This window comes from Ochrobactrum sp. BTU2, assembly GCF_024539785.1.
Taxonomy (GTDB): Bacteria; Pseudomonadota; Alphaproteobacteria; order Rhizobiales; family Rhizobiaceae; genus Brucella; species Brucella anthropi.
This window is the reverse complement of record NZ_JAHWRG010000004.1, coordinates 628340-646797: the sequence shown is the minus strand read 5'-3', so window position 1 is coordinate 646797 and position 18458 is coordinate 628340. Positions and strand designations below refer to the sequence as shown.

Here is an 18458-nt window from a genome sequence, read left to right as displayed (position 1 = left end):
TTTCGGCTACCCATAGATGGAATCACTCGCGTTGCGAGAAAAAGGCGATTTCAAACCGCCTTTTTATTTCTTCGGGCGAAGCGGCGCACGTTCCTTGTAACGGTCCATGGCGGTGAGCTTCTGGATCAGCGGATCGGCGTCGCGCCATCTATAAATCTCGGTGCGCAGATATTCGAGTTCAGCTTCGAGTTCCTCTTCGCCGATTTCCGTCCACCATGATTTTGGACGTCCATCTGTGCCATCCGACCAGCGATAGCCACGCGTCTTCAGGTGGTCTTTCATTTCGAACGGACTGTTCTCTGCATAGACACGCATCCGCGCGCGCTGGCTTGCCTTCAGCAATTCGGCAAAGGGCGTGGTGTCGCCAGACTGTTCTTTCAGTACCGCGAGCAGGGCCTGACAGTCATCTTCGGCCCGATGGCCATTATGGAAATAGCCGCTTTGGCCGATCAGGTAGCCAAGCTTGGTGCCTTCAAAACCGCGTGCGGTCCAGTCGATCTCCTTGACCGAACAGGCCCAAGGCTTGTTAGCGAAAGCGATTGAGAAACGCTCGAGAAATGGGCGGTCAAAACCGGCATTATGCGCGATAATGATGTCGGCTTCGGCGATGAGCGCATCCAGCTTCTCGCGCGGGATCGTCTGGCCCTTCACCATGTCGTCGGTAATGCCGGTGATGCGGGTAATGTCAGCGGGTATTGGCTTAGATGGCTGCTGCAGCGCACCGAACGTGGCGCAAACATCGCCGATGGAGCCGTCGTCCGCATAGCGGAAAGCAACGGCACCGATCTCGATGATTTCTTCCTGCGCGGGATTGAGGCCGGTCGTTTCCGTGTCGACGACGACGCCCAGTCGCGGAAAGGCGATCCGGTCGGCATCCGGTACTGTCGGTGGTGGATCGAGCCGCTGCAGGATGCGGTAACGTCCGCTGTCTTTCAGGCGCTGCACCATTTCCGCTTCATCGATGCCGGTCGTCTTGCCGGGCTTGGCGCGGGCAGGGCGCAGTTCTGCCCGTTCCTCTCCTTCCGCAGGGGAAAGAGCAAAAAGGTCGAACTGATGGCGCATGGAACTTCTCCGCATGGGGGAACGGGTTTGGCAAAGAATGCCATTTTGCGGTGCTGCAACCAAGGCCGCAATCGTATAAGTAACAGGTAATCATCCTGTCGAGCGGTAGCAAGGCGGGGCGCTGCGCCGGGAAAGGCATGAGGAGGGACTTCGTGGCAGATTATGATTATTGCGTCATCGGCGGCGGCATTGTCGGGCTTGCGACAGCAAAAGCCATGCAGGAAGCGGAGCCGGGCGCAAGGATCATCCTGCTGGAGAAGGAAAGCGATTTCGCGCGCCACCAGACAGGACACAATAGTGGCGTCATCCATGCCGGTATCTATTACCAACCGGGTTCATTGAAGGCGCAATTGTGCCGGGCAGGTGCGGAAGCCACGAAAGCCTTCTGCAAGCAATATTCCATTCCTTTTGAAAGATGCGGCAAGCTTCTGGTCGCGACCTCTCAGCAAGAAGTCGACCGCATGGAGGCGCTCGCCAAGCGCGCGGTCCAGAACGACATCACCTTCCAGCATGTGGACCAGCAGGCTTTGCGCAAGGTCGAGCCTGCGGTTGCAGGCCTCGGGGCACTGCTCGTTCCGGCGACGGGCATTGTTGATTATGCGAAAGTATCGCGGGCGATGGCTGCGGAAATCATTGAGCGCGGCGGTGTCGTGCGGCTCAATGCGCCGGTTACGGCAATCCGGGAGGATGGCAAGGGCGTTACGGTAATGGCAAATGGCGAGACCTTGCGCGCTTCCAAGCTGGTCGCTTGCGCCGGGTTGCAGTCAGACCGCATTGCGCGGCTTGCCGGGTTGGATATCAGCCATCGCATCGTTCCTTTTCGCGGTGAATACTACACCTTGCCGAAATCGAAGGCGAATATCGTCAAGCATTTGATCTATCCGATCCCCGATCCCGACCTGCCATTTCTCGGCATTCACCTGACTCGTACGATTGACGGCGGTGTCACGGTCGGCCCGAACGCAGTTCTGGGTTTTTCGCGAGAAGGCTACGACAAAGGCAGTTTCCGTGCAGGCGATGTCGCGGATATGTCGACATTTCCCGGCTTCTGGAAGATGGCGATGAAGAACTGGCGCTCGGCTCTAGCCGAATTCAGCAATTCCGCGTCTCGCACACGCTATCTGAAAGAGTGCCGCAAATATTGCCCGACGCTGGAGCTTGCCGACCTTGGTGCGCCGGGCGCCGGAATCCGGGCGCAAGCCGTTCTTGATGACGGTACGCTGGTGCATGATTTTCTCTTCAAGGAAACGGAGAGAATGCTGCATGTGTGTAATGCGCCGTCACCGGCCGCGACGTCTTCCATACCCATCGGCCGCATGATCGCCGAAAAGCTTCTGGGGATAAATCTGAAGGTAAAAACGACATAAAAAGAGATCGTCGCCGAAGGATGTTGTTTTCAATTTATTTTTAGCAATCGCTTATTCTCAGTGTTGCTCTTTTAGGTTTTAGTGTTCATCAATATTGCAAGCTTACAACTTGACTTTGACGCTGGTTTGTAATTGCACATTGGGTTCAATTTGAAATAGCGTTTTAGCATTCTCATTTTCAACCGATTTAGGGCCTGTTCGTGAAGTTTGTGCCGCCGCTGGTAGTATTGCTGTTTGCTGCGACGATGTTAGGCATTTGGATGCTCGACACGAAGCGCAGGCATCTTTTGCTTTTCGGCCTGAGCTTCGCCAGTTTTGCTTTCGGGCTTCTGGTTCCTATCTCGCTGGTCTCGGACCGCCTGGCCCTGACCTCGCCGATTGCCACGACTTTCCATTTTCTGGGCGGCTGGCTGCTTTGCGAGGGTGTAATGATACGCATGGGCGGACGTTATTCCCGCCTTGCATCAGGCCTGATCGGGCTCGGTCTTCTTGGAGCCATGGCCTATTTCATTGCGAATGATACGAGCTATTCGCGGATTGCGCCCACTGTCCAACTGGCTCTGGGCAGTCTGGTGGCCGTGCTTTGCATTCAGGCGCGCAATCTTGCACGCCGAAGCTGGATTGAGCGCGTGCTGTTTGGTGCATTGTTGTTGTTGATGGTGCATTTCTATGCACAGGCTGGAATGGCGCTTGGGCTCCCCGCCGACATCACGCGACCGTCAGAACTCATTCATTCGCGCTATTGGCAGGGCATCATGATATTCGGTGCCTTTGCGGGTGTCTTTGCCGGTCTGGTTCTTCTGGTGGTGACGACTTCGGATGTGGTCAAGGAATTGCAGGCAGAGCGTGACTCCGATCCGCTGACCGGTGTTCTCAATCGTCGCGGCCTTGAGCGTCATGCGACTATGCGTTTGGCCGAGGCCCAGCGTGGTGATCATGGGGTCATTATCGCGGATATAGATCACTTCAAGTCGATCAATGACGAGCTGGGTCATGCAACCGGCGATCAGGTGCTGGTTGAGTTTGCCTGCATTCTGCAAACAGTGGCAGCAAATACAACGATTGTCGGTCGCGTCGGTGGCGAAGAATTTGTTCTTCTGGTCCAGGGGGATGCCGAAACATGTGAACGACTGGGCGATAGGCTTTGCGGGCGCGTGGCCCGACACAGTTTTCCCATGTTGCCTGCAGACCGCCGGATGACATGCAGTTTCGGCATCGCCATGGTGCGCGGCGCTGAAACATTATGGGAAACAGCAGCACGTGCCGATCTTGCCCTGATGCGGGTAAAGCACCGTGGACGCAATCGCGTTGCGGTGGAGGGGCTGGAATTCCCGAGCGCCAAACAGGGCGCTTATCTGCTGACCGCTTGAGTTGGTTTCCGAAGCCAGCTGAACCGGATTTTTTCATTCCGTAAAGGATTTGGTTACCATAATTGACGATGTTGGAGATGACCTTCCAGTCACCGCTTTGCCATGTCTTGTTCGTCTTTTTGCCGAACTGACATGCAAAGCGGTGCCGCGAAAGTTGATTTCCACTCGGATTTTGTATCATGGCGTGTGTAACAGAAGTGTATGGCTACGCAGCTCCGCGCAGCAACGGCATCAGACTTCCGCTCGGTTTCAAAGGTTTTACGCGCGTTGCGATTTTCGCTGCGACGGGACTTGTGGCCGGAAGCTGGATGATGACCGCGCTCGGCACGCTGGAAACGGTCGTGCCGGCCTTTGCGCCTGTTGCCCCGATCATGCGCCGTGTTTCCCTGACCGCGCCGCAGGCACTTGCCGTCGTTGATCACAAGATCGCGCCATCGCGGCGGATCAGGCAGAGCTTCATCGATGCTTACACTGCTGATGCGGCCTATTCCAACCTCGACTGGCACCGGGCCAAAAACGTAAACGATCAGCCGATCATTGCTGACATCGGTCCCGATTCCGTGATCGAGGACAAGCCTGTCGATACGGCATCCCTCATCGAATTGCGTGCTGATCGCGTCAGGCGCGACGAGCCTGTTGTGGCGAGTGTCGAGCAAGAGCAACCTGCCGCGACGGCTGGCGTGACTGTGGCTGCCTATGCGCCAGTGCCGACTGCACCGAACACTGCGGCGGCCTTCAACAAGATTGATCCGCTTTCGCAAGCTGAAGAAATGGATGCCGCTGAAAGACAGGCACATCTTCCTACCGGCAATGCCGTTCCTGTTCCGCAGCTTGCTCCGGATCAGAAAACCGACATGGCCGCAGAGGATGAAGCCAGCCGGGATGCATTCCTGCCCGATGATGTGCCGCTGCCGGGCGCCAAGCCTTCGCTGCGCCGCTCCCGTATGCATGAGAAGACCGAACTCGCCTATGCGCCGGAAAGCGGTGCAACCGAAGAACCGCGCCCCGGCCTGTTCAGCCCGCTTCTCAATCAGGCTGCACGCAGCAAGGTTGCTATCTATGATATTTCTGCAGCCACTGTTTACCTGCCGAGCGGCGAGCGCCTTGAAGCCCATTCCGGTCTCGGTCCGATGCGCGACAATCCGCGTTATGTGAACCAGAAAAACCGCGGGCCAACGCCGCCACATACCTATGATCTGCGCATGCGCGAGGCTTTGTTCCATGGCGTCGAGGCAATCCGCCTCACGCCTGTCGACGGCAACAACCGCTATAATCGCGATGGCCTTCTGGCGCATACTTTCATGCTGGGGCGCCGTGGCGATTCCAATGGTTGTGTCGTGTTCAAGGACTATCCGCGCTTCCTGCGCGCCTTCAAGCGCGGCGAGTTCAACAAGATGGTTGTGGTGACACGAATGCAGTCTTCGAAGCCTGCGCGGATCGCATCGCTTTTCTGATAAATTGTCCGTCAAAACAAACAGCTAGAGCGCCGATCTGATTCAGTCTGATCGAAACACGCTCCAATGCAACTACGCAAGGAATTGTGATCCCCAATTCCTTGCGGGGCACACCAGAATTGATAGAGGTCTTTCATCGAAAACCGATGGGAGATTTTTATGAAGCTTTACTACAAGGTCGGCGCTTGTTCGCTCGCACCCCACATCATTCTGAGCGAGGCGGGCCTGCCTTATGAGCTGGAGGCCGTGGATCTCAAGGCCAAGAAGACAGCGGACGGTGGCGACTATTTTGCAGTCAATCCGCGCGGCGCGGTTCCGGCGCTGGAAGTGAAGCCCGGCACTGTCATCACGCAGAACGCGGCAATTCTCCAATATATCGGTGATCATTCCGACGTTGCGGCATTCAAGCCCGCCTATGGTTCAATCGAACGCGCACGCCTGCAGGAAGCGCTGGGCTTCTGTTCGGATTTGCATGCGGCCTTTAGCGGCCTGTTCGCGCCCAACCTGAGCGAGGAAGCGAGGGCGGGCGTCATCGTCAACATCAATCGTCGTCTGGGTCAGTTCGAAGCCATGCTGTCGGACAAGAACCCCTACTGGCTTGGCGATGACTTCACTCAACCAGATGCTTATGCGTCGGTGATCATCGGTTGGGGCGTTGGTCAAAAGCTCGATTTGAGCGCCTATCCCAAGGCGCTGAAACTGCGCGAACGTGTGCTGGCCCGCCCAAACGTGCAGAAGGCATTCAAGGAAGAAGGCCTGAACTAAAAATCACAGCCGGAGGTCCAAACCTCCGGCTGTTTTATTGCCTGGGTTGCGGATGCGGTAACCAGTCTACCGTCTTGAAAGAGGTAACTCGCGTCTGTTGTGGGGAAAATCAAATGGCGGAGAGAGAGGGATTCGAACCCTCGATACGGTTTCCCGTATACACGCGTTCCAGGCGTGCGCCTTCAACCACTCGGCCACCTCTCCGTCTGCCTTGCTGTCGGGAAACCGTGTCTCACGGTGAAAACTGACTGCAAACGTGACACCGCTTTTCGAAACAGGCGCTGGTTAATCGCCAACTAGCGGGTGCGGCGCGAATATAGCCAGAAAATGCATATGTTCAACAGCTATTTGCAAGTTTTTGCGTCTAAATCGCAGAGCCTGTGCAAAGAGCGATATCAACGAGATAACTGTCTGAATTTATTATATTTTATTTTAATCGTGCAATAGTGTTCCAGCTTGGCTTTGAGCCTGACGGGTTCTGTGTGCTATGCTTTAGCAACATCAAAAAGACAAATCTTCGGGAGACCGGTCAGAAAACCGGCGTCGAAATCAAGGTAGGAAATCCGGGGCAGAGAATCGTGATCCGATTTGTATTGCGTAGTTTTGCGGTTGTTTTTCTGGCTTTGGCGGTGATTTTCGCGGTCCTTGATGGCGCGCGTTCCGTCGGCGCGTCGCAGTTCATAGCGAAGCCGCTTTTTTCCATGTGGTCGCGCAACGCGCCCGAGACATTGGCCGATGCAGAAACGTTCGTGACACACTATATAGGGGCAGGAGTCTGGAATGCCGTCTGCATCCCTTTGCTTGAGCGACCGGGTTGGCTTCTTTTCGGCATTCTCGCCCTTTTATTCTATGCAATCGGTCATCGTCGGGAGCGCCCTCTGGGACGCTTCACCGCTCGATAATCAGGAGGTGGATACCATGAGTTTCTTGGACAGCTATCGCAAGAAGACGCAGATGCCTTCGACGGATGAAGCTTTGCCGGGACGCGCGCAACCGATCCCGACATCTACGACCCACTTCGTCAATGGTCGTCCGCTGAAAGGACCATGGCCGGAAGGCTATAAGCAGGTTCTGTTCGGAATGGGCTGCTTCTGGGGTGCCGAGCGCCTGTTCTGGCAGGTGCCAGGCGTATATGTAACGGCTGTCGGTTATGCGGGCGGGGTCACACCCAACCCCACCTATGAGGAAACCTGCACGGGGCTGACCGGCCATGCGGAAGTTGTGCTGGTCGTTTACGATCCGAAGGTGGTGAGCCTTGACGAGCTGCTGACCCTTTTCTGGGAGGAGCATGATCCGACGCAGGGCATGCGGCAGGGCAACGATATCGGTACGACCTATCGTTCAGTCATCTATACTTTCGACAAGACAGATCGTGATGTGGCGGAAAAGAGCCGGGAAGCCTATTCGCAGGCGCTTGCCGGTCGTGGTCTCGGTCCGATCACCACGGAAATCGAGGATGCGCCGGAGCTCTATTATGCCGAGGATTATCACCAGCAATATCTGGCGAAGAACCCGAACGGTTATTGCGGATTGCGCGGCACTGGCGTGAGCTGCCCGATCCCGCTGGCACAATAAGCGGGCTGTAATCAACAGATCGCGCGGTCCTTACCGCGCGATTTTCTTTTTCATGATCAGCATCCCGGCATAGTCGCCTTCCAGATGCTCGAAATCGCTCCAGCCGATCTGGCGGTAAAGGTCGGGCTTGTCTGTGTAAAGATAAGCTTCCGCATAGCCGAGTTCCCGCGCGGCATCCTCGATGGCGTCAACCAAACCTTTGGCAATGCCTTTACTGCGATAGTCAGGCGCGACGAACACACTTGCCACCCATGGCTTCAGATGCGGATGTGTTTCCAGATCGTTGTGGATCAGAAGGGCAAGACCGGCGGGTTGTTCGTTCCAGAGGGCAACTCGCGCCACCTGTCCATCGTCTTCGCGGGAGATGTCGTTAAAAGCCTTGACGGTCTGTTCGAGGGTGGAGCCGCTAAATTCACCCCATTCCGCATGGTTCCACGCGGCACAAATGGGCACGAGATCGGGGCGGTCGGCGAGGGAGGCAATCTGAAGCATGGTGTTACCAGTGCGGTGGTTTGGTGACCGGTACGTCCGGAGCAGTCTGTTCTTCCAGTTCCAGAAAGCGGTCGGTCAACGCGCCGAGCTTCTTGGAAAGCCGGTCTATGGTTTTCCATTGTTCGGCCAGAACGGATGACAACTCGTCGATTGTCTTTTCCTGTTCGGCTACGCGAATTTCGAGCTCGGTCAGGCGCTGGTCCGGTGTCATGGCTGGCTTCCATTGGTATTTGGGCGTCGGTGGTCAGCGGGGTTTAGCCGCTTTCGATCCATATCGGAAGTACGGTATCACATCATTGCGTCAGCACGAGTACGCCGTTTGAAACTTCATAGTGACGCAGACGTTTCAGAAAGCTCATGCCGAGAAGCGTATCGGACAGGGCATCGTCGCGCAGAACCATGGCCTCCACATCCTCTACACGAATACGCCCGATTTCGATGCTGGGCAGGATGGCGGATGCAGCGACGGTTTCGCCATTGGCGGTCGAAACGCGATACTTGAAATCATCGGGTTTGAGCGACAGGCCGATGCGTCGTGCAGCGTTTGCGTTGATCGCAACCACGCTCGCCCCCGTGTCCACCATTGCACGAAGGGATTGCCCGGCAATTTTTATGTCCGTGATGAAATGGCCACGACTGTCCGGTGTGATCTGCGTGCGGCGTCCGCTATAGGCGGCGGGGTTTTGCGAAGGAGCAGTTGAAGCTGTCGCTGACGTGCCTGAACCGGATTCTGGCTGTTGCCTGAATTTTTCAAACAGAAGCGGGAAGGCAATTGCCAGTCCCGCAAATACCAGAAGGATCGTAAAAACCCGCGCCATACTGCCCCCGTTTCCAGGTACATTAGCAGGCGCGGGTTAATGCTTACTTCGTACCGTACATACGGTCGCCGGCATCGCCGAGACCGGGAACGATATAGCCCTTTTCGTCGAGGCGTTCGTCGATGGAGGCCGTGAACACGTCGACATCCGGGTGGGCTTCGGTAAAGCGCTTGATGCCTTCCGGTGCAGCCAGCAGACAGAGGAAGCGGATATTGGTCGCGCCGCGTTCCTTCAGCTTGTCGATGGCTGCAATTGCCGAATGTCCGGTGGCGAGCATCGGGTCGACCACGATGATGAGGCGGTTGACGATGTCTTCCGGCGCCTTGAAGTAATATTCGACCGGCTGCAGCGTATCGTGATCACGATAAAGGCCGATATGGGCGACGCGCGCGGCGGGCACCAGATCGAGCATGCCTTCGAGAAGACCATTGCCTGCGCGGAGGATCGAGGCGAAGACAAGCTTCTTGCCTTCAAGGACCGGCGCATCCATTGGCATCAACGGGGTTTCGATCGGCATCGTGGTCAGTTCGAGATCGCGTGTCACTTCATAGCAGAGCAACAGCGATATTTCCTTCAGCAGCCGCCGAAAGCTGGCTGTGGACGTTTCCTTCTTGCGCATGATGGTGAGCTTGTGCTGGACAAGCGGATGGCTGACGACTGTAACGCCCATGATCTTTCCACTGTTCTTGTTATCTTTTTGACTTTAGCGGCAGTTTGCGCCGGAGAAAACGCCGGGCCAAGCGCGCGCACACAGTTTTATGTCTCTTTGGCCATTTTTAAACGCTAACGCAAGACAGTTCACAAGTGCCGGATCACAAAAGGGGTAGTGGAGGACGGTCTCTGCTTGTATCGTCTGGCACAAGCTTTATATGCATTACGGAAATCGTTTTCGTCTTAATATTCAAAAGCAGGATGAGCTATGAGCCAGCAGAACGGCAATGCGGACCGCGTGGGCGCACAAGGTGGCATGGAGCATTCATTCGGCTTCAAGGCGGTTGACGAAAGCGAAAAGCAGGGTCTGGTCAACGACGTTTTCCATAAGGTCGCCAGCAAGTACGACGTGATGAACGATCTCATGTCGGCGGGCATGCACCGCGTTTGGAAAGATGCGATGATCGCATGGCTGGCACCATCGAAGCGCCCAGGCTGGACCTCGCTCGACGTTGCAGGCGGCACCGGCGATATTGCTTTCCGCATTGTGGAGGCTTCCGGTCGTCAGGCCCATGTCACCATTCTTGATATCAATGGCTCGATGCTCGGCGTCGGTCGTGAACGGGCGATCAAGAAGGGCCTTGCCGACAATCTTGAATTTGTTGAAGCCAGTGCCGAAGAGCTGCCATTTGAAGATGCGAGCTTCGATGCTTACACGATTTCGTTCGGCATTCGCAATGTTCCACATATCGACAAGGCGCTATCCGAAGCTTATCGCGTGTTGAAGCCGGGCGGTCGTTTCCTTTGCCTCGAATTCTCCGAGGTTGAACTGCCGGTTCTCGACAAGGTTTACGACCAGTGGTCGTTCCACGCCATTCCGCGTATCGGCAAGATGATTACCGGCGATGCCGATTCCTACAGCTATCTGGTCGAATCGATCCGCAAATTCCCCAAGCAGCAGGATTTTGCCGCGATGATCGAGAAGGCTGGTTTCGAGCGCGTGAGCTATCGCAATTTCACTGGTGGCATTGCCGCGCTGCATTCCGGCTGGAAGCTTTGATTGTGCCTGTGGTGAGTTGGGGTCAGGAACGGGGCATCGGGGCATGAGTAATCTATCCGCCGCTTTCCGGCTGATGCGGGCCGGATGGGTTTTGACACGTGAAGGCGTTATCAGCGCCTTGCCGGTGGAAGGGCTCTCTGGCCTTCCGGCATTCGGACACAAGATTGCCGGTCTTCTGGCGCGTCCGCGCGCACGCCACATGCAGCGTTCCGAGCGTATGTCGCGGGCCATGAACAAGCTTGGTCCGTCCTATGTGAAGCTCGGCCAGTTTCTTGCAACACGGCCCGATATTGTCGGGCGCGATGTCGCTGCCGATCTCGAACTTTTGCAGGACAGGCTCGACTTCTTCCCGCAGGTCGACGCAGTTGCTGCTATCGAAGGTTCGCTTGGCCGCAAGATTGACGATCTTTACCTGCATTTCGATGCGCCGATAGCAGCGGCGTCGATGGCGCAGGTTCACCCGGCTGAAATCATGAAAGACGGAACGCGCCAGAAGGTTGCGGTCAAGGTCATTCGTCCGGGCGTGCGCCAGCGTTTCGTCCGCGACCTTGAAGGTTTCTACATGGTCGCGCGCATGCAGGAGCGTCATGTTCCGTTTACGCGCCGCCTGCGCCCGGTTCAGGTTGTCGAGACGCTGCAGCAGACAACCCGCATCGAGATGGATCTGCGTCTTGAAGCGGCAGCGCTGTCCGAGATTGCCGAGAATATCAAGGGCGATGCTGGGTTCCGCGTTCCACAGGTGGACTGGGAGCGCACCGGTCGCGATGTGCTGACGCTCGAATGGATCGACGGCACCAAGATGTCGGATATTTCGGCGCTGGCCGCTGCCGGTTTTGATCTCAAGAAACTGGCCGAAACGTTGATCCAGTCTTTCCTGCGCCATACGCTGCGCGATGGCTTTTTCCATGCCGACATGCATCCGGGCAATCTGTTCGTCGATCCGCAAGGCATTATCGTTGCGGTCGATTTCGGCATCACCGGGCGGCTCAACAAGCAGCAGCGGCGTTTCCTTGCCGAAATTCTCTATGGCTTCATCACGCGTGATTATATGCGCGTGGCGGAAGTGCATTTCGAAGCAGGCTACGTGCCGCACACCCACGATGTGGCAAGCTTTGCGCAGGCCATCCGCGCCATTGGCGAGCCGATCCATGGTCAGCCGGCGGAAACCATTTCCATGGCCAAGCTGCTCACGCTGCTGTTCGAAGTGACCGAGCTTTTCGACATGGAGACCCGACCGGAACTTCTGATGCTCCAGAAAACAATGGTCGTCGTGGAAGGGGTGTCGCGTACGCTCGATCCGCATTTCAACATGTGGAAGGCTGCGGAACCGGTGGTGGGCGACTGGATCGCCAAGAATCTCGGACCGCAAGGTATGCTTGCCGATGCGAAGGACAGCGCTTATTCGCTGCTGCATTTCACGCGCAAGACGCCGGAACTTGTTGCGCGTGTGGAACGGGTTTCCGTTGCTCTGGACGATATGGCAGCGAACGGATTGCGCTTTGACGAAGCGACGGCAGAAGCTATCGGCCGGGCTGAAGCGCGCCACTCACGTTGGGGTCGCATCGCGCAGGTGGTGATTGCGGTCTCGCTCGCAGCGATAGCGATTAAGCTTTATATTTGGCTGTAGGATCAATTTTAAGGTGACATCTACCTTCTAAAGTGATTTCAATGATTGCACTTGTAACAAGCAGGTGCAATCAAATGGCCAGCATTACCATCCGTAATCTCGATGATGACGCCAAGGAACGGCTGCGTATCAGGGCAGCGCAGAACGGGCGCTCCATGGAAGAGGAAGCGCGCATTCTGTTGGCCGGGCAGGATATAGCTCCGCAGGCTGTTGCAGTGTCTCCCGGCGCGGGTGCGTCGCTGGCCGGGCAGCGCATTCTTCTCATTATCGGTGGTGGCATTGCCGCCTATAAGACGCCGGACCTCATCCGCCGTCTGCGTGAACGTGGCGCGCATGTGCGCCCGTTGATGACGGCTGCAGCGCAGCAATTCGTGACACCGCTGACCATTGGCGCCGTTTCTGCCGATCATGTCTTCACCGATCTGTTCTCGCGTGAGGACGAGCAGGATGTCGGGCATATCCGGCTTGCCCGCGATGCGGACCTGATCGTCGTCGCGCCCGCGACCGCTGACCTTATGGCGAAGATGGCGAACGGGCTTGCCGATGATCTGGCCAGTGCGGTGCTGCTTGCTCGCAAAGTTCCAGTGCTTGTTGCGCCTGCCATGAACCCGGCCATGTGGGACAATCCCGCGACGAGACGCAATCGTCTGACGCTCGAAAAAGACGGCGTTCGCTTCATCGGCCCGGAGAGGGGGGAGATGGCGGAAAGCGGTGAAGCCGGAACCGGACGAATGAGCGAGCCACTGGCGATTGTCGCGGCGATCGAGAACCTGCTTGCTCCGCAGGCAAAGCCGCTTGCAGGCAAAACCATTGTCATGACGTCCGGCCCGACGCACGAGCCAATTGATCCGGTGCGCTACATTGCCAACCGTTCGTCGGGCAAGCAGGGCCACGCTATTGCGGCGGCGCTGGCGCGGCTTGGTGCGACGGTGCATCTGGTGTCCGGCCCGGTCACCATTCCTGACCCCGAAGGCGTCGATGTCATTCATGTCGAGACGGCGCGTGAAATGAAGGCTGCTGTGGAGCGGCATCTTCCTGCCGATGCGGCAATTATGGTTGCAGCGGTTGCCGACTGGCGCACGGCCAATGAAGCCGGACAGAAGATCAAGAAGAAACCCGGTGAAAGCGCGCCGACGCTTGCCATGGTCGAGAACCCGGACATTCTGGCCGGTGTCGGCCATAGCGACAAGCGTCCCGGCCTCGTCGTCGGCTTTGCAGCAGAAACGCAGGACGTGGCCGAAAACGCGAGAGCCAAGCTTGAAAAGAAGGGCGCGGACTGGATCGTCGCCAACGATGTTTCGCATGCGCCGGATGGCAGTAGCGTCATGGGCGGCGACCGCAATCGTGTCCGCATTCTAAGCCGTTCCGGCATCGAGGAATGGCCGGAAATGAGCAAGGAACAAGTGGCTGAAAAACTGGCGGAGAAGATTGCTGAGCGGCTTTTGGAAACGAAAGGCTAAGCGTTTTTGGGCGATGCCGGTTTAGAAAAACTCGTCCAGCAAACGGTAATAGGCAATTTTCGTTTCGTCGATTGCCGGGCCGCCATAAATGTCGAGAAAAGGCTGTACCCATTCGTCGCCCAGATTGTAGCGAATGCTCCAGCAGGCTAGTGCGAGATCCTGATGGCGGTCTGCACGGCCGAGCCTGCCACAGTCGATAAAGCCGGTGAATGCACATTCGCTGGCCATGAAATTTGGCAAGCAAGCATCGCCGTGAGTCACGACCACATCTTCCTGTGACGGTTTCAGGCGGCAAAGTTCGGTGAACAGGTCTTCGGCGCTGCGGCCTTCGCGCTCGTCATCGAAATCATCTTCATCGACGGCACCGGCTTCGACCCGCTTGCGCGCGTCTTCAATGCGACGGTCCAGCCGGTGGTCGAAGGGACAAGCGGCGGGATCGACGCTGTGCAGCGCCTTCAAGGCTGTCGCGAGAATGGAGACGATGCTGTCCGCCGGGAGAGTGCCGACAGATGAGGCGAGGTCCGATCCGGCAAGGCGCGTCATCAAAAGAAAGTGGTGGTCGGCCTGCGTCTCGTAAGCGACGACCTTGGGGCAAGGCAATCCCTGCCTTGCGAGCCATTCGAGCCGGGCGCCTTCACCGGCAAGTTCGCTGACGGTGCTGGCCGGTTCGATTTTCAGAACGAGCGGTTCATGTTCGTCATGATCGAGAAGCAGGACATTGGCGGTCGAGCGGCCAAGCTCATCCTGCTGGCTGCTATAACCGGCAAGCCGATGCAGCAACGCATCGGGCAAATCGAGAGCAGCCAGAACAGGATCGGTCATATCACCATACCGTATCAGGCCTTGTCGCGGACCTGATAGTCCTTGACGGTGGCAAAGCGAATATCCTTCCAGCGTTCGGCTTCGTAATTGAGAGAGAAGCCGTTCTGGGCAAGGAAGACCGGATCGTGATCGAGGTCATGGGCGATATCGGCACGATGCGAGGCGATGAAACGGTCGAGTTCGGCCGGATCATCTGCCGTAATCCACCGGCAGACCGAGAAGCGCGACATTTCAAAGCCGACCGGCAGCGAATATTCCACTTTCAGGCGTTCGGTCAGAACGTCGATCTGAAGAGCGCCGACAACGCCGACAATGGCTGGAGAACCGTCATCAGGCACGAAGAGCTGTACAACGCCTTCTTCAGCCATCTGCTGCAGCGCTTCACGCAGCTTCTTGGCTTTCATGGCGTCGTCCAGACGCACGCGGCGCAGGATTTCCGGCGCGAAGTTCGGCACGCCACGGAACAGGATATCTTCACCCTCGGTCAGCGTGTCGCCGATGCGCAGCGTGCCGTGGTTCGGAATGCCGACCACGTCGCCCGCAAAGGCTTCGTCGGCAATCTGGCGCGAACGTGCGAAGAAAAATTGCGGCGCAGACAGGCTCATTGGCTTGCCGGTGCGCACCAGCTTTGCTTTCATGCCGCGCGACAGCTTGCCCGAGCAGACGCGCAGGAATGCGATGCGGTCGCGGTGGTTCGGGTCCATATTGGCCTGAATCTTGAACACGAAACCGGTCATCTTGTCTTCGGTGGAGCCAACCATGCGCGTGTCGGCCTGCTGGTCGCGGGGTGAGGGGCCGAAATCGCAGAAAGCTTCGATCAGGTCGCGCACGCCGTAATTCTTCAGCGCCGAACCGAAATAAACCGGCGTCATATGACCTTCGCGGAAGGAGGCGAGGTCGAACGGACGGCAGACGCCGCGTGCCAGTTCCACACCTTCCAGCCATGCCTCGCGTTCGTTTTCAGGCAGCAGCGCGGCGGCTTCTTCCGGGCCGCTGACCTTGGTCGGCTGCTCTTCATTGTCCTGACGACGCATCGTGTCGTTATGCAAGTCAAAGGTGCCTGCAAAGCTCTTGCCTGAGCCGATAGGCCAGGTGATCGGAGCCGTGTCGAGCGCCAGCTTTTCTTCGATCTCGTCGAGAATTTCGAGCGGATCGCGCGCTTCGCGGTCCATCTTGTTGACGAAGGTGACGATTGGAATGTCGCGCATACGACAGACTTCGAACAGCTTCAGCGTGCGCGGCTCAATACCCTTGGCGGCGTCAATGACCATGACGGCGGAATCCACGGCAGTCAGCGTGCGGTAGGTATCGTCCGCAAAGTCTTCGTGGCCCGGTGTATCGAGCAGGTTGAAGATGCAGTCCTTGTATTCGAAGGTCATCACCGAGGTGACGACCGAGATGCCGCGGTCGCGCTCGATGTTCATCCAGTCCGACCGGGTCTGGATGCGGTCCTTCTTGGCCTTCACCTCACCGGCGAGCTGGATGGCGCCGCCGAACAGCAGCAGCTTTTCGGTCAGCGTGGTCTTACCGGCGTCCGGGTGCGCGATGATCGCGAATGTGCGGCGCTTGGAAACGGGATGGTCAGCGGGCATGAAGAAACTCGTGATGGCGAAACGTTGGGCTGCGCGTGAAAGCGCGCCGCGAAGATGTTGGGGAGCATCTAGCAGGACTTGGCCGAAAGGTCGAGTTCAAATGAAAAAGCGGCGCAGTGCGCGCCGCTTTGCCAGTGATCTGTGATGTTTATCGGCTCTTGATGCCAAGGCCGAAGGCAATAAAGGACCAGCCCTGGAAGATCAGGTCTATCGCCAGGAAAAGACCAAGAATGAACAGGCTGTTGACCGGCCATTGCATGGCGATGATGAGACCGAGCAGCATGGTGATGACACCGGCTGCGACGATCCAGCCCCAACCGGCGGACGGTTTCGATTTGAAGCCTAGCCAGATGCGGAAAGCACCGGAACCGAGAAGGGCTGCTGCCAGAAGGAAGGTCATCACGCCAGCCGCTAGCACCGGATTGATGAAGGCGACGATACCGGCTGCCGTGTAGAGCAGGCCGCTCAGGAGCCAGAAGAAGAAGCTGCCCCATGTTTTGACGCCGAAGGCGTGAATGATCTCGATGACGCCGCCAATCAGCATCATCAGGCCGACATAGTAGACCGAGACCACGGTGGCCAGAACGAGATTACCGAAGGCGATGCCTCCGAGGATCAGCAGTGCGACCCCAAGGGCGACGAACCACCCCCATTTGCTGGAAAGTTCCTTTGGAAAGGTCGGGCGGTCGAAATCATTATGAGCTGTTGCCATGAGACGTCCCTCAAATTGTCATGCCTCGGGAACAATATAAGGCATGTCCGGGATTTGACCAGCTTTTGTGCGAGGCGTGTGGGATCATCGTTGTCTACTCTGTTCGTTCGCTCGACCGCGCATTATATCTCTTTGCTATTGCAGTCGTTTTCCGCTTAAAGTTCATGTGATGTTCGATCTCGTTTCCCACTACTGGCCGCATATCCTGTTCGTTCTGTCGGGCGTTCTGGGCGCGATTGCCGCCATTCACGCGACGATGACGAAGGACGAGGTACGCACGGCCATCGGCTGGGTAGGCGTGATTGTGCTGTCGCCCATCGTCGGGGCGGTGGTCTATGCCATTGCGGGCGTGAACCGTATCCGGCGGTCGACGCTCACCCACCAGCGCGCCAATATGGGCAAGATCGCGCTCTATCACCTGTCGCATTTCGATACGACGAACGACCTCGTGCGCGCCGCCTTCGGACGTCAGTTCGGGGCGATGAAGATATTGGGCGATGCCGTCAGCCTCTATGATTTCACCAGCGGCAACAGCATCGAGATGCTGGAAACGGGGGACGAAGCCTACGCCGCAATGCTCGACGCGATAAGCAGAGCCGAGCGCAGCATCATGCTGGAAACCTATATTTTCGACCGGGACGCCATTGGCGAAAAATTTGCCGATGCTCTGGGTGATGCGGTCAAGCGCGGTGTGGAAGTGCGGGTGCTGGTCGACGCTGTCGGCGCGCGCTATTCCTTTCCGAGCATCGTGAAGCTTTTGAAGGACAAGGGTGTTGCCGTCGATGTGTTCAACGGCAACATCATCATCGGGTTGCGCCTGCCTTATGCGAACCTGCGCACCCACCGCAAAATTCTCATTGTTGACGGCAAGATCGCCTTTACCGGCGGCATGAATATCAGAGCGGGTTTCGTGCGTGCGATCGCGGGCAAAGCGGTTGCCTTCGATACGCATTTCAAGCTTGAAGGCCCGGCGATTGCCGATCTCTTCCATATTGCATCCGAAGACTGGCGCTTTGCGACCGGCGAACTTCTGACCGGCGAGGCATGGAAGATAGCGCCGCCGGAAAACCCGCCGGGAACGGGAACGCTGGTGCGTGTCGTCGGGTCTGGCCCCGACAAGAATGTGGAAACCAACCAGCGCATGATGATGGGCGCTTTCTCGATTGCCGAGCAGCATATTCTCATCATGACGCCTTATCTTCTGCCGGACCGTGAACTGATCAGCGCGCTGGTGACGGCGGCGCGGCGCGGCGTGTCAGTCGATATCGTCGTGCCGGGCGTCAACAATCTGAAGCTGGTGGATCGCGCCATGCGTGCGCAGTTCGACCAGCTGTTGAAGGATGGTTGCCGCATCTGGCGGGCAGGTGGCGCTTTCAATCATTCGAAACTGATGACCATCGACGGTGCTTGGTCTTATGTCGGATCGTCCAATATTGATCCGCGCTCGCTGCGACTGAATTTCGAGGTCGATCTTGAAATTCTCGACCGCGACGTGGCGCGTCAGGTGGAAGAACGCATCGGCAAGGTGATCGAGGGTAGCCGCGAGGTCAATCTTGCGCGTCTCAAGAACAGGCCATTTCTGGAGCGGCTTCTGGACCGGATTATATGGCTGGGTTCGCCCTATCTCTGAG

The 18458-nt window shown here is 57.2% G+C and carries 18 protein-coding genes and 1 tRNA gene; 10 read left to right on the top strand and 9 right to left on the bottom strand.

What is annotated here, in order from left to right:
• Window positions 1-63: 63 nt before the first annotated feature.
• Complete coding sequence (locus KWJ32_RS15680) at window positions 64-1062, bottom strand: 3'-5' exonuclease (protein WP_012091398.1); 999 nt, start codon at window positions 1060-1062, stop codon at window positions 64-66.
• Window positions 1063-1214: 152 nt separating this feature from the next.
• On the opposite strand from KWJ32_RS15680, the gene lhgO reads away from it, so the two are divergent.
• The 4 genes from lhgO (at window position 1215) to gst (ending at window position 6018) form a co-directional block, all read left to right on the top strand.
• A complete protein-coding gene (lhgO, locus tag KWJ32_RS15675) occupies window positions 1215-2429 on the top strand; it encodes an L-2-hydroxyglutarate oxidase (protein WP_151610244.1) in 1215 nt (404 codons plus the stop codon).
• Window positions 2430-2629: 200 nt separating this feature from the next.
• Window positions 2630-3799 (top strand): GGDEF domain-containing protein, encoded by a 1170-nt coding sequence (locus KWJ32_RS15670; RefSeq protein ID WP_012091400.1) that lies wholly within the window; start codon window positions 2630-2632, stop codon window positions 3797-3799.
• A 179-nt stretch (window positions 3800-3978) separates the two neighbouring features.
• The gene (locus KWJ32_RS15665; protein WP_012091401.1) at window positions 3979-5253 is read left to right on the top strand and encodes a DUF2778 domain-containing protein; all 1275 of its coding nucleotides are present in this window, start codon (window positions 3979-3981) and stop codon (window positions 5251-5253) included.
• 159 nt (window positions 5254-5412) lie between these two features.
• Window positions 5413-6018 carry a glutathione transferase gene (gene gst, locus KWJ32_RS15660; protein WP_012091402.1) on the top strand — a complete coding sequence of 202 codons (606 nt, stop codon included), beginning with the start codon at window positions 5413-5415 and terminating at the stop codon, window positions 6016-6018.
• A gap of 114 nt (window positions 6019-6132) precedes the next feature.
• Here the strand turns inward: gst and KWJ32_RS15655 are convergent.
• Window positions 6133-6222 (bottom strand) — tRNA-Ser (locus KWJ32_RS15655).
• 374 nt (window positions 6223-6596) lie between these two features.
• Between KWJ32_RS15655 and KWJ32_RS15650 the strand changes: the two genes are divergently transcribed.
• Together KWJ32_RS15650 and msrA are read left to right on the top strand one after the other, a co-directional pair.
• Entirely contained in the window at window positions 6597-6920 is a 324-nt protein-coding gene (locus KWJ32_RS15650; RefSeq protein WP_012091415.1) for a hypothetical protein, read from the top strand.
• A 16-nt stretch (window positions 6921-6936) separates the two neighbouring features.
• A complete protein-coding gene (gene msrA, locus KWJ32_RS15645) occupies window positions 6937-7593 on the top strand; it encodes a peptide-methionine (S)-S-oxide reductase MsrA (RefSeq protein WP_012091416.1) in 657 nt (218 codons plus the stop codon).
• A gap of 30 nt (window positions 7594-7623) precedes the next feature.
• Here msrA and KWJ32_RS15640 read toward each other — a convergent pair whose 3' ends face one another.
• The 4 genes from KWJ32_RS15640 to upp form a co-directional block, all read right to left on the bottom strand.
• Window positions 7624-8085 carry a GNAT family N-acetyltransferase gene (locus KWJ32_RS15640; RefSeq protein ID WP_012091417.1) on the bottom strand — a complete coding sequence of 154 codons (462 nt, stop codon included), beginning with the start codon at window positions 8083-8085 and terminating at the stop codon, window positions 7624-7626.
• Window positions 8086-8089: 4 nt separating this feature from the next.
• The gene (locus KWJ32_RS15635; RefSeq protein WP_010659381.1) at window positions 8090-8296 is read right to left on the bottom strand and encodes a SlyX family protein; all 207 of its coding nucleotides are present in this window, start codon (window positions 8294-8296) and stop codon (window positions 8090-8092) included.
• Between the two features lie 82 nt (window positions 8297-8378).
• Window positions 8379-8903, bottom strand: a complete 525-nt coding sequence (locus KWJ32_RS15630) for a TIGR02281 family clan AA aspartic protease (protein WP_012091418.1) — start codon at window positions 8901-8903, stop codon at window positions 8379-8381.
• 43 nt (window positions 8904-8946) lie between these two features.
• On the bottom strand, window positions 8947-9573 hold the full coding sequence (upp, locus tag KWJ32_RS15625; RefSeq protein WP_006467614.1) for a uracil phosphoribosyltransferase: 627 nt from the start codon (window positions 9571-9573) through the stop codon (window positions 8947-8949).
• Window positions 9574-9822: 249 nt separating this feature from the next.
• Here upp and ubiE point away from each other — a divergent pair, with 249 nt between their 5' ends.
• The 3 genes from ubiE to coaBC all read left to right on the top strand — a co-directional run bounded on the left by ubiE (window position 9823) and on the right by coaBC (window position 13701).
• Window positions 9823-10614 carry a bifunctional demethylmenaquinone methyltransferase/2-methoxy-6-polyprenyl-1,4-benzoquinol methylase UbiE gene (ubiE, locus tag KWJ32_RS15620; RefSeq protein ID WP_010659383.1) on the top strand — a complete coding sequence of 264 codons (792 nt, stop codon included), beginning with the start codon at window positions 9823-9825 and terminating at the stop codon, window positions 10612-10614.
• A 43-nt stretch (window positions 10615-10657) separates the two neighbouring features.
• The gene (ubiB, locus tag KWJ32_RS15615) at window positions 10658-12241 is read left to right on the top strand and encodes a 2-polyprenylphenol 6-hydroxylase (protein ID WP_029929369.1); all 1584 of its coding nucleotides are present in this window, start codon (window positions 10658-10660) and stop codon (window positions 12239-12241) included.
• A 74-nt stretch (window positions 12242-12315) separates the two neighbouring features.
• Window positions 12316-13701: a bifunctional phosphopantothenoylcysteine decarboxylase/phosphopantothenate--cysteine ligase CoaBC gene (gene coaBC, locus KWJ32_RS15610; protein WP_231771240.1), complete on the top strand. Its 1386-nt coding sequence runs from the start codon at window positions 12316-12318 to the stop codon at window positions 13699-13701.
• A gap of 21 nt (window positions 13702-13722) precedes the next feature.
• Here the strand turns inward: coaBC and KWJ32_RS15605 are convergent, their stop codons facing one another.
• From KWJ32_RS15605 to KWJ32_RS15595, 3 genes are all read right to left on the bottom strand, one after another.
• On the bottom strand, window positions 13723-14523 hold the full coding sequence (locus KWJ32_RS15605; protein ID WP_012091421.1) for an APH(3')-II family aminoglycoside O-phosphotransferase: 801 nt from the start codon (window positions 14521-14523) through the stop codon (window positions 13723-13725).
• Between the two features lie 14 nt (window positions 14524-14537).
• Window positions 14538-16115 carry a peptide chain release factor 3 gene (locus KWJ32_RS15600; RefSeq protein ID WP_010659387.1) on the bottom strand — a complete coding sequence of 526 codons (1578 nt, stop codon included), beginning with the start codon at window positions 16113-16115 and terminating at the stop codon, window positions 14538-14540.
• A 148-nt stretch (window positions 16116-16263) separates the two neighbouring features.
• Entirely contained in the window at window positions 16264-16827 is a 564-nt protein-coding gene (locus KWJ32_RS15595; protein WP_010659388.1) for an HdeD family acid-resistance protein, read from the bottom strand.
• Between the two features lie 169 nt (window positions 16828-16996).
• Here KWJ32_RS15595 and cls point away from each other — a divergent pair, with 169 nt between their 5' ends.
• Window positions 16997-18457 carry a cardiolipin synthase gene (gene cls, locus KWJ32_RS15590; protein WP_010659389.1) on the top strand — a complete coding sequence of 487 codons (1461 nt, stop codon included), beginning with the start codon at window positions 16997-16999 and terminating at the stop codon, window positions 18455-18457.
• Window position 18458 lies beyond the last annotated feature (1 nt).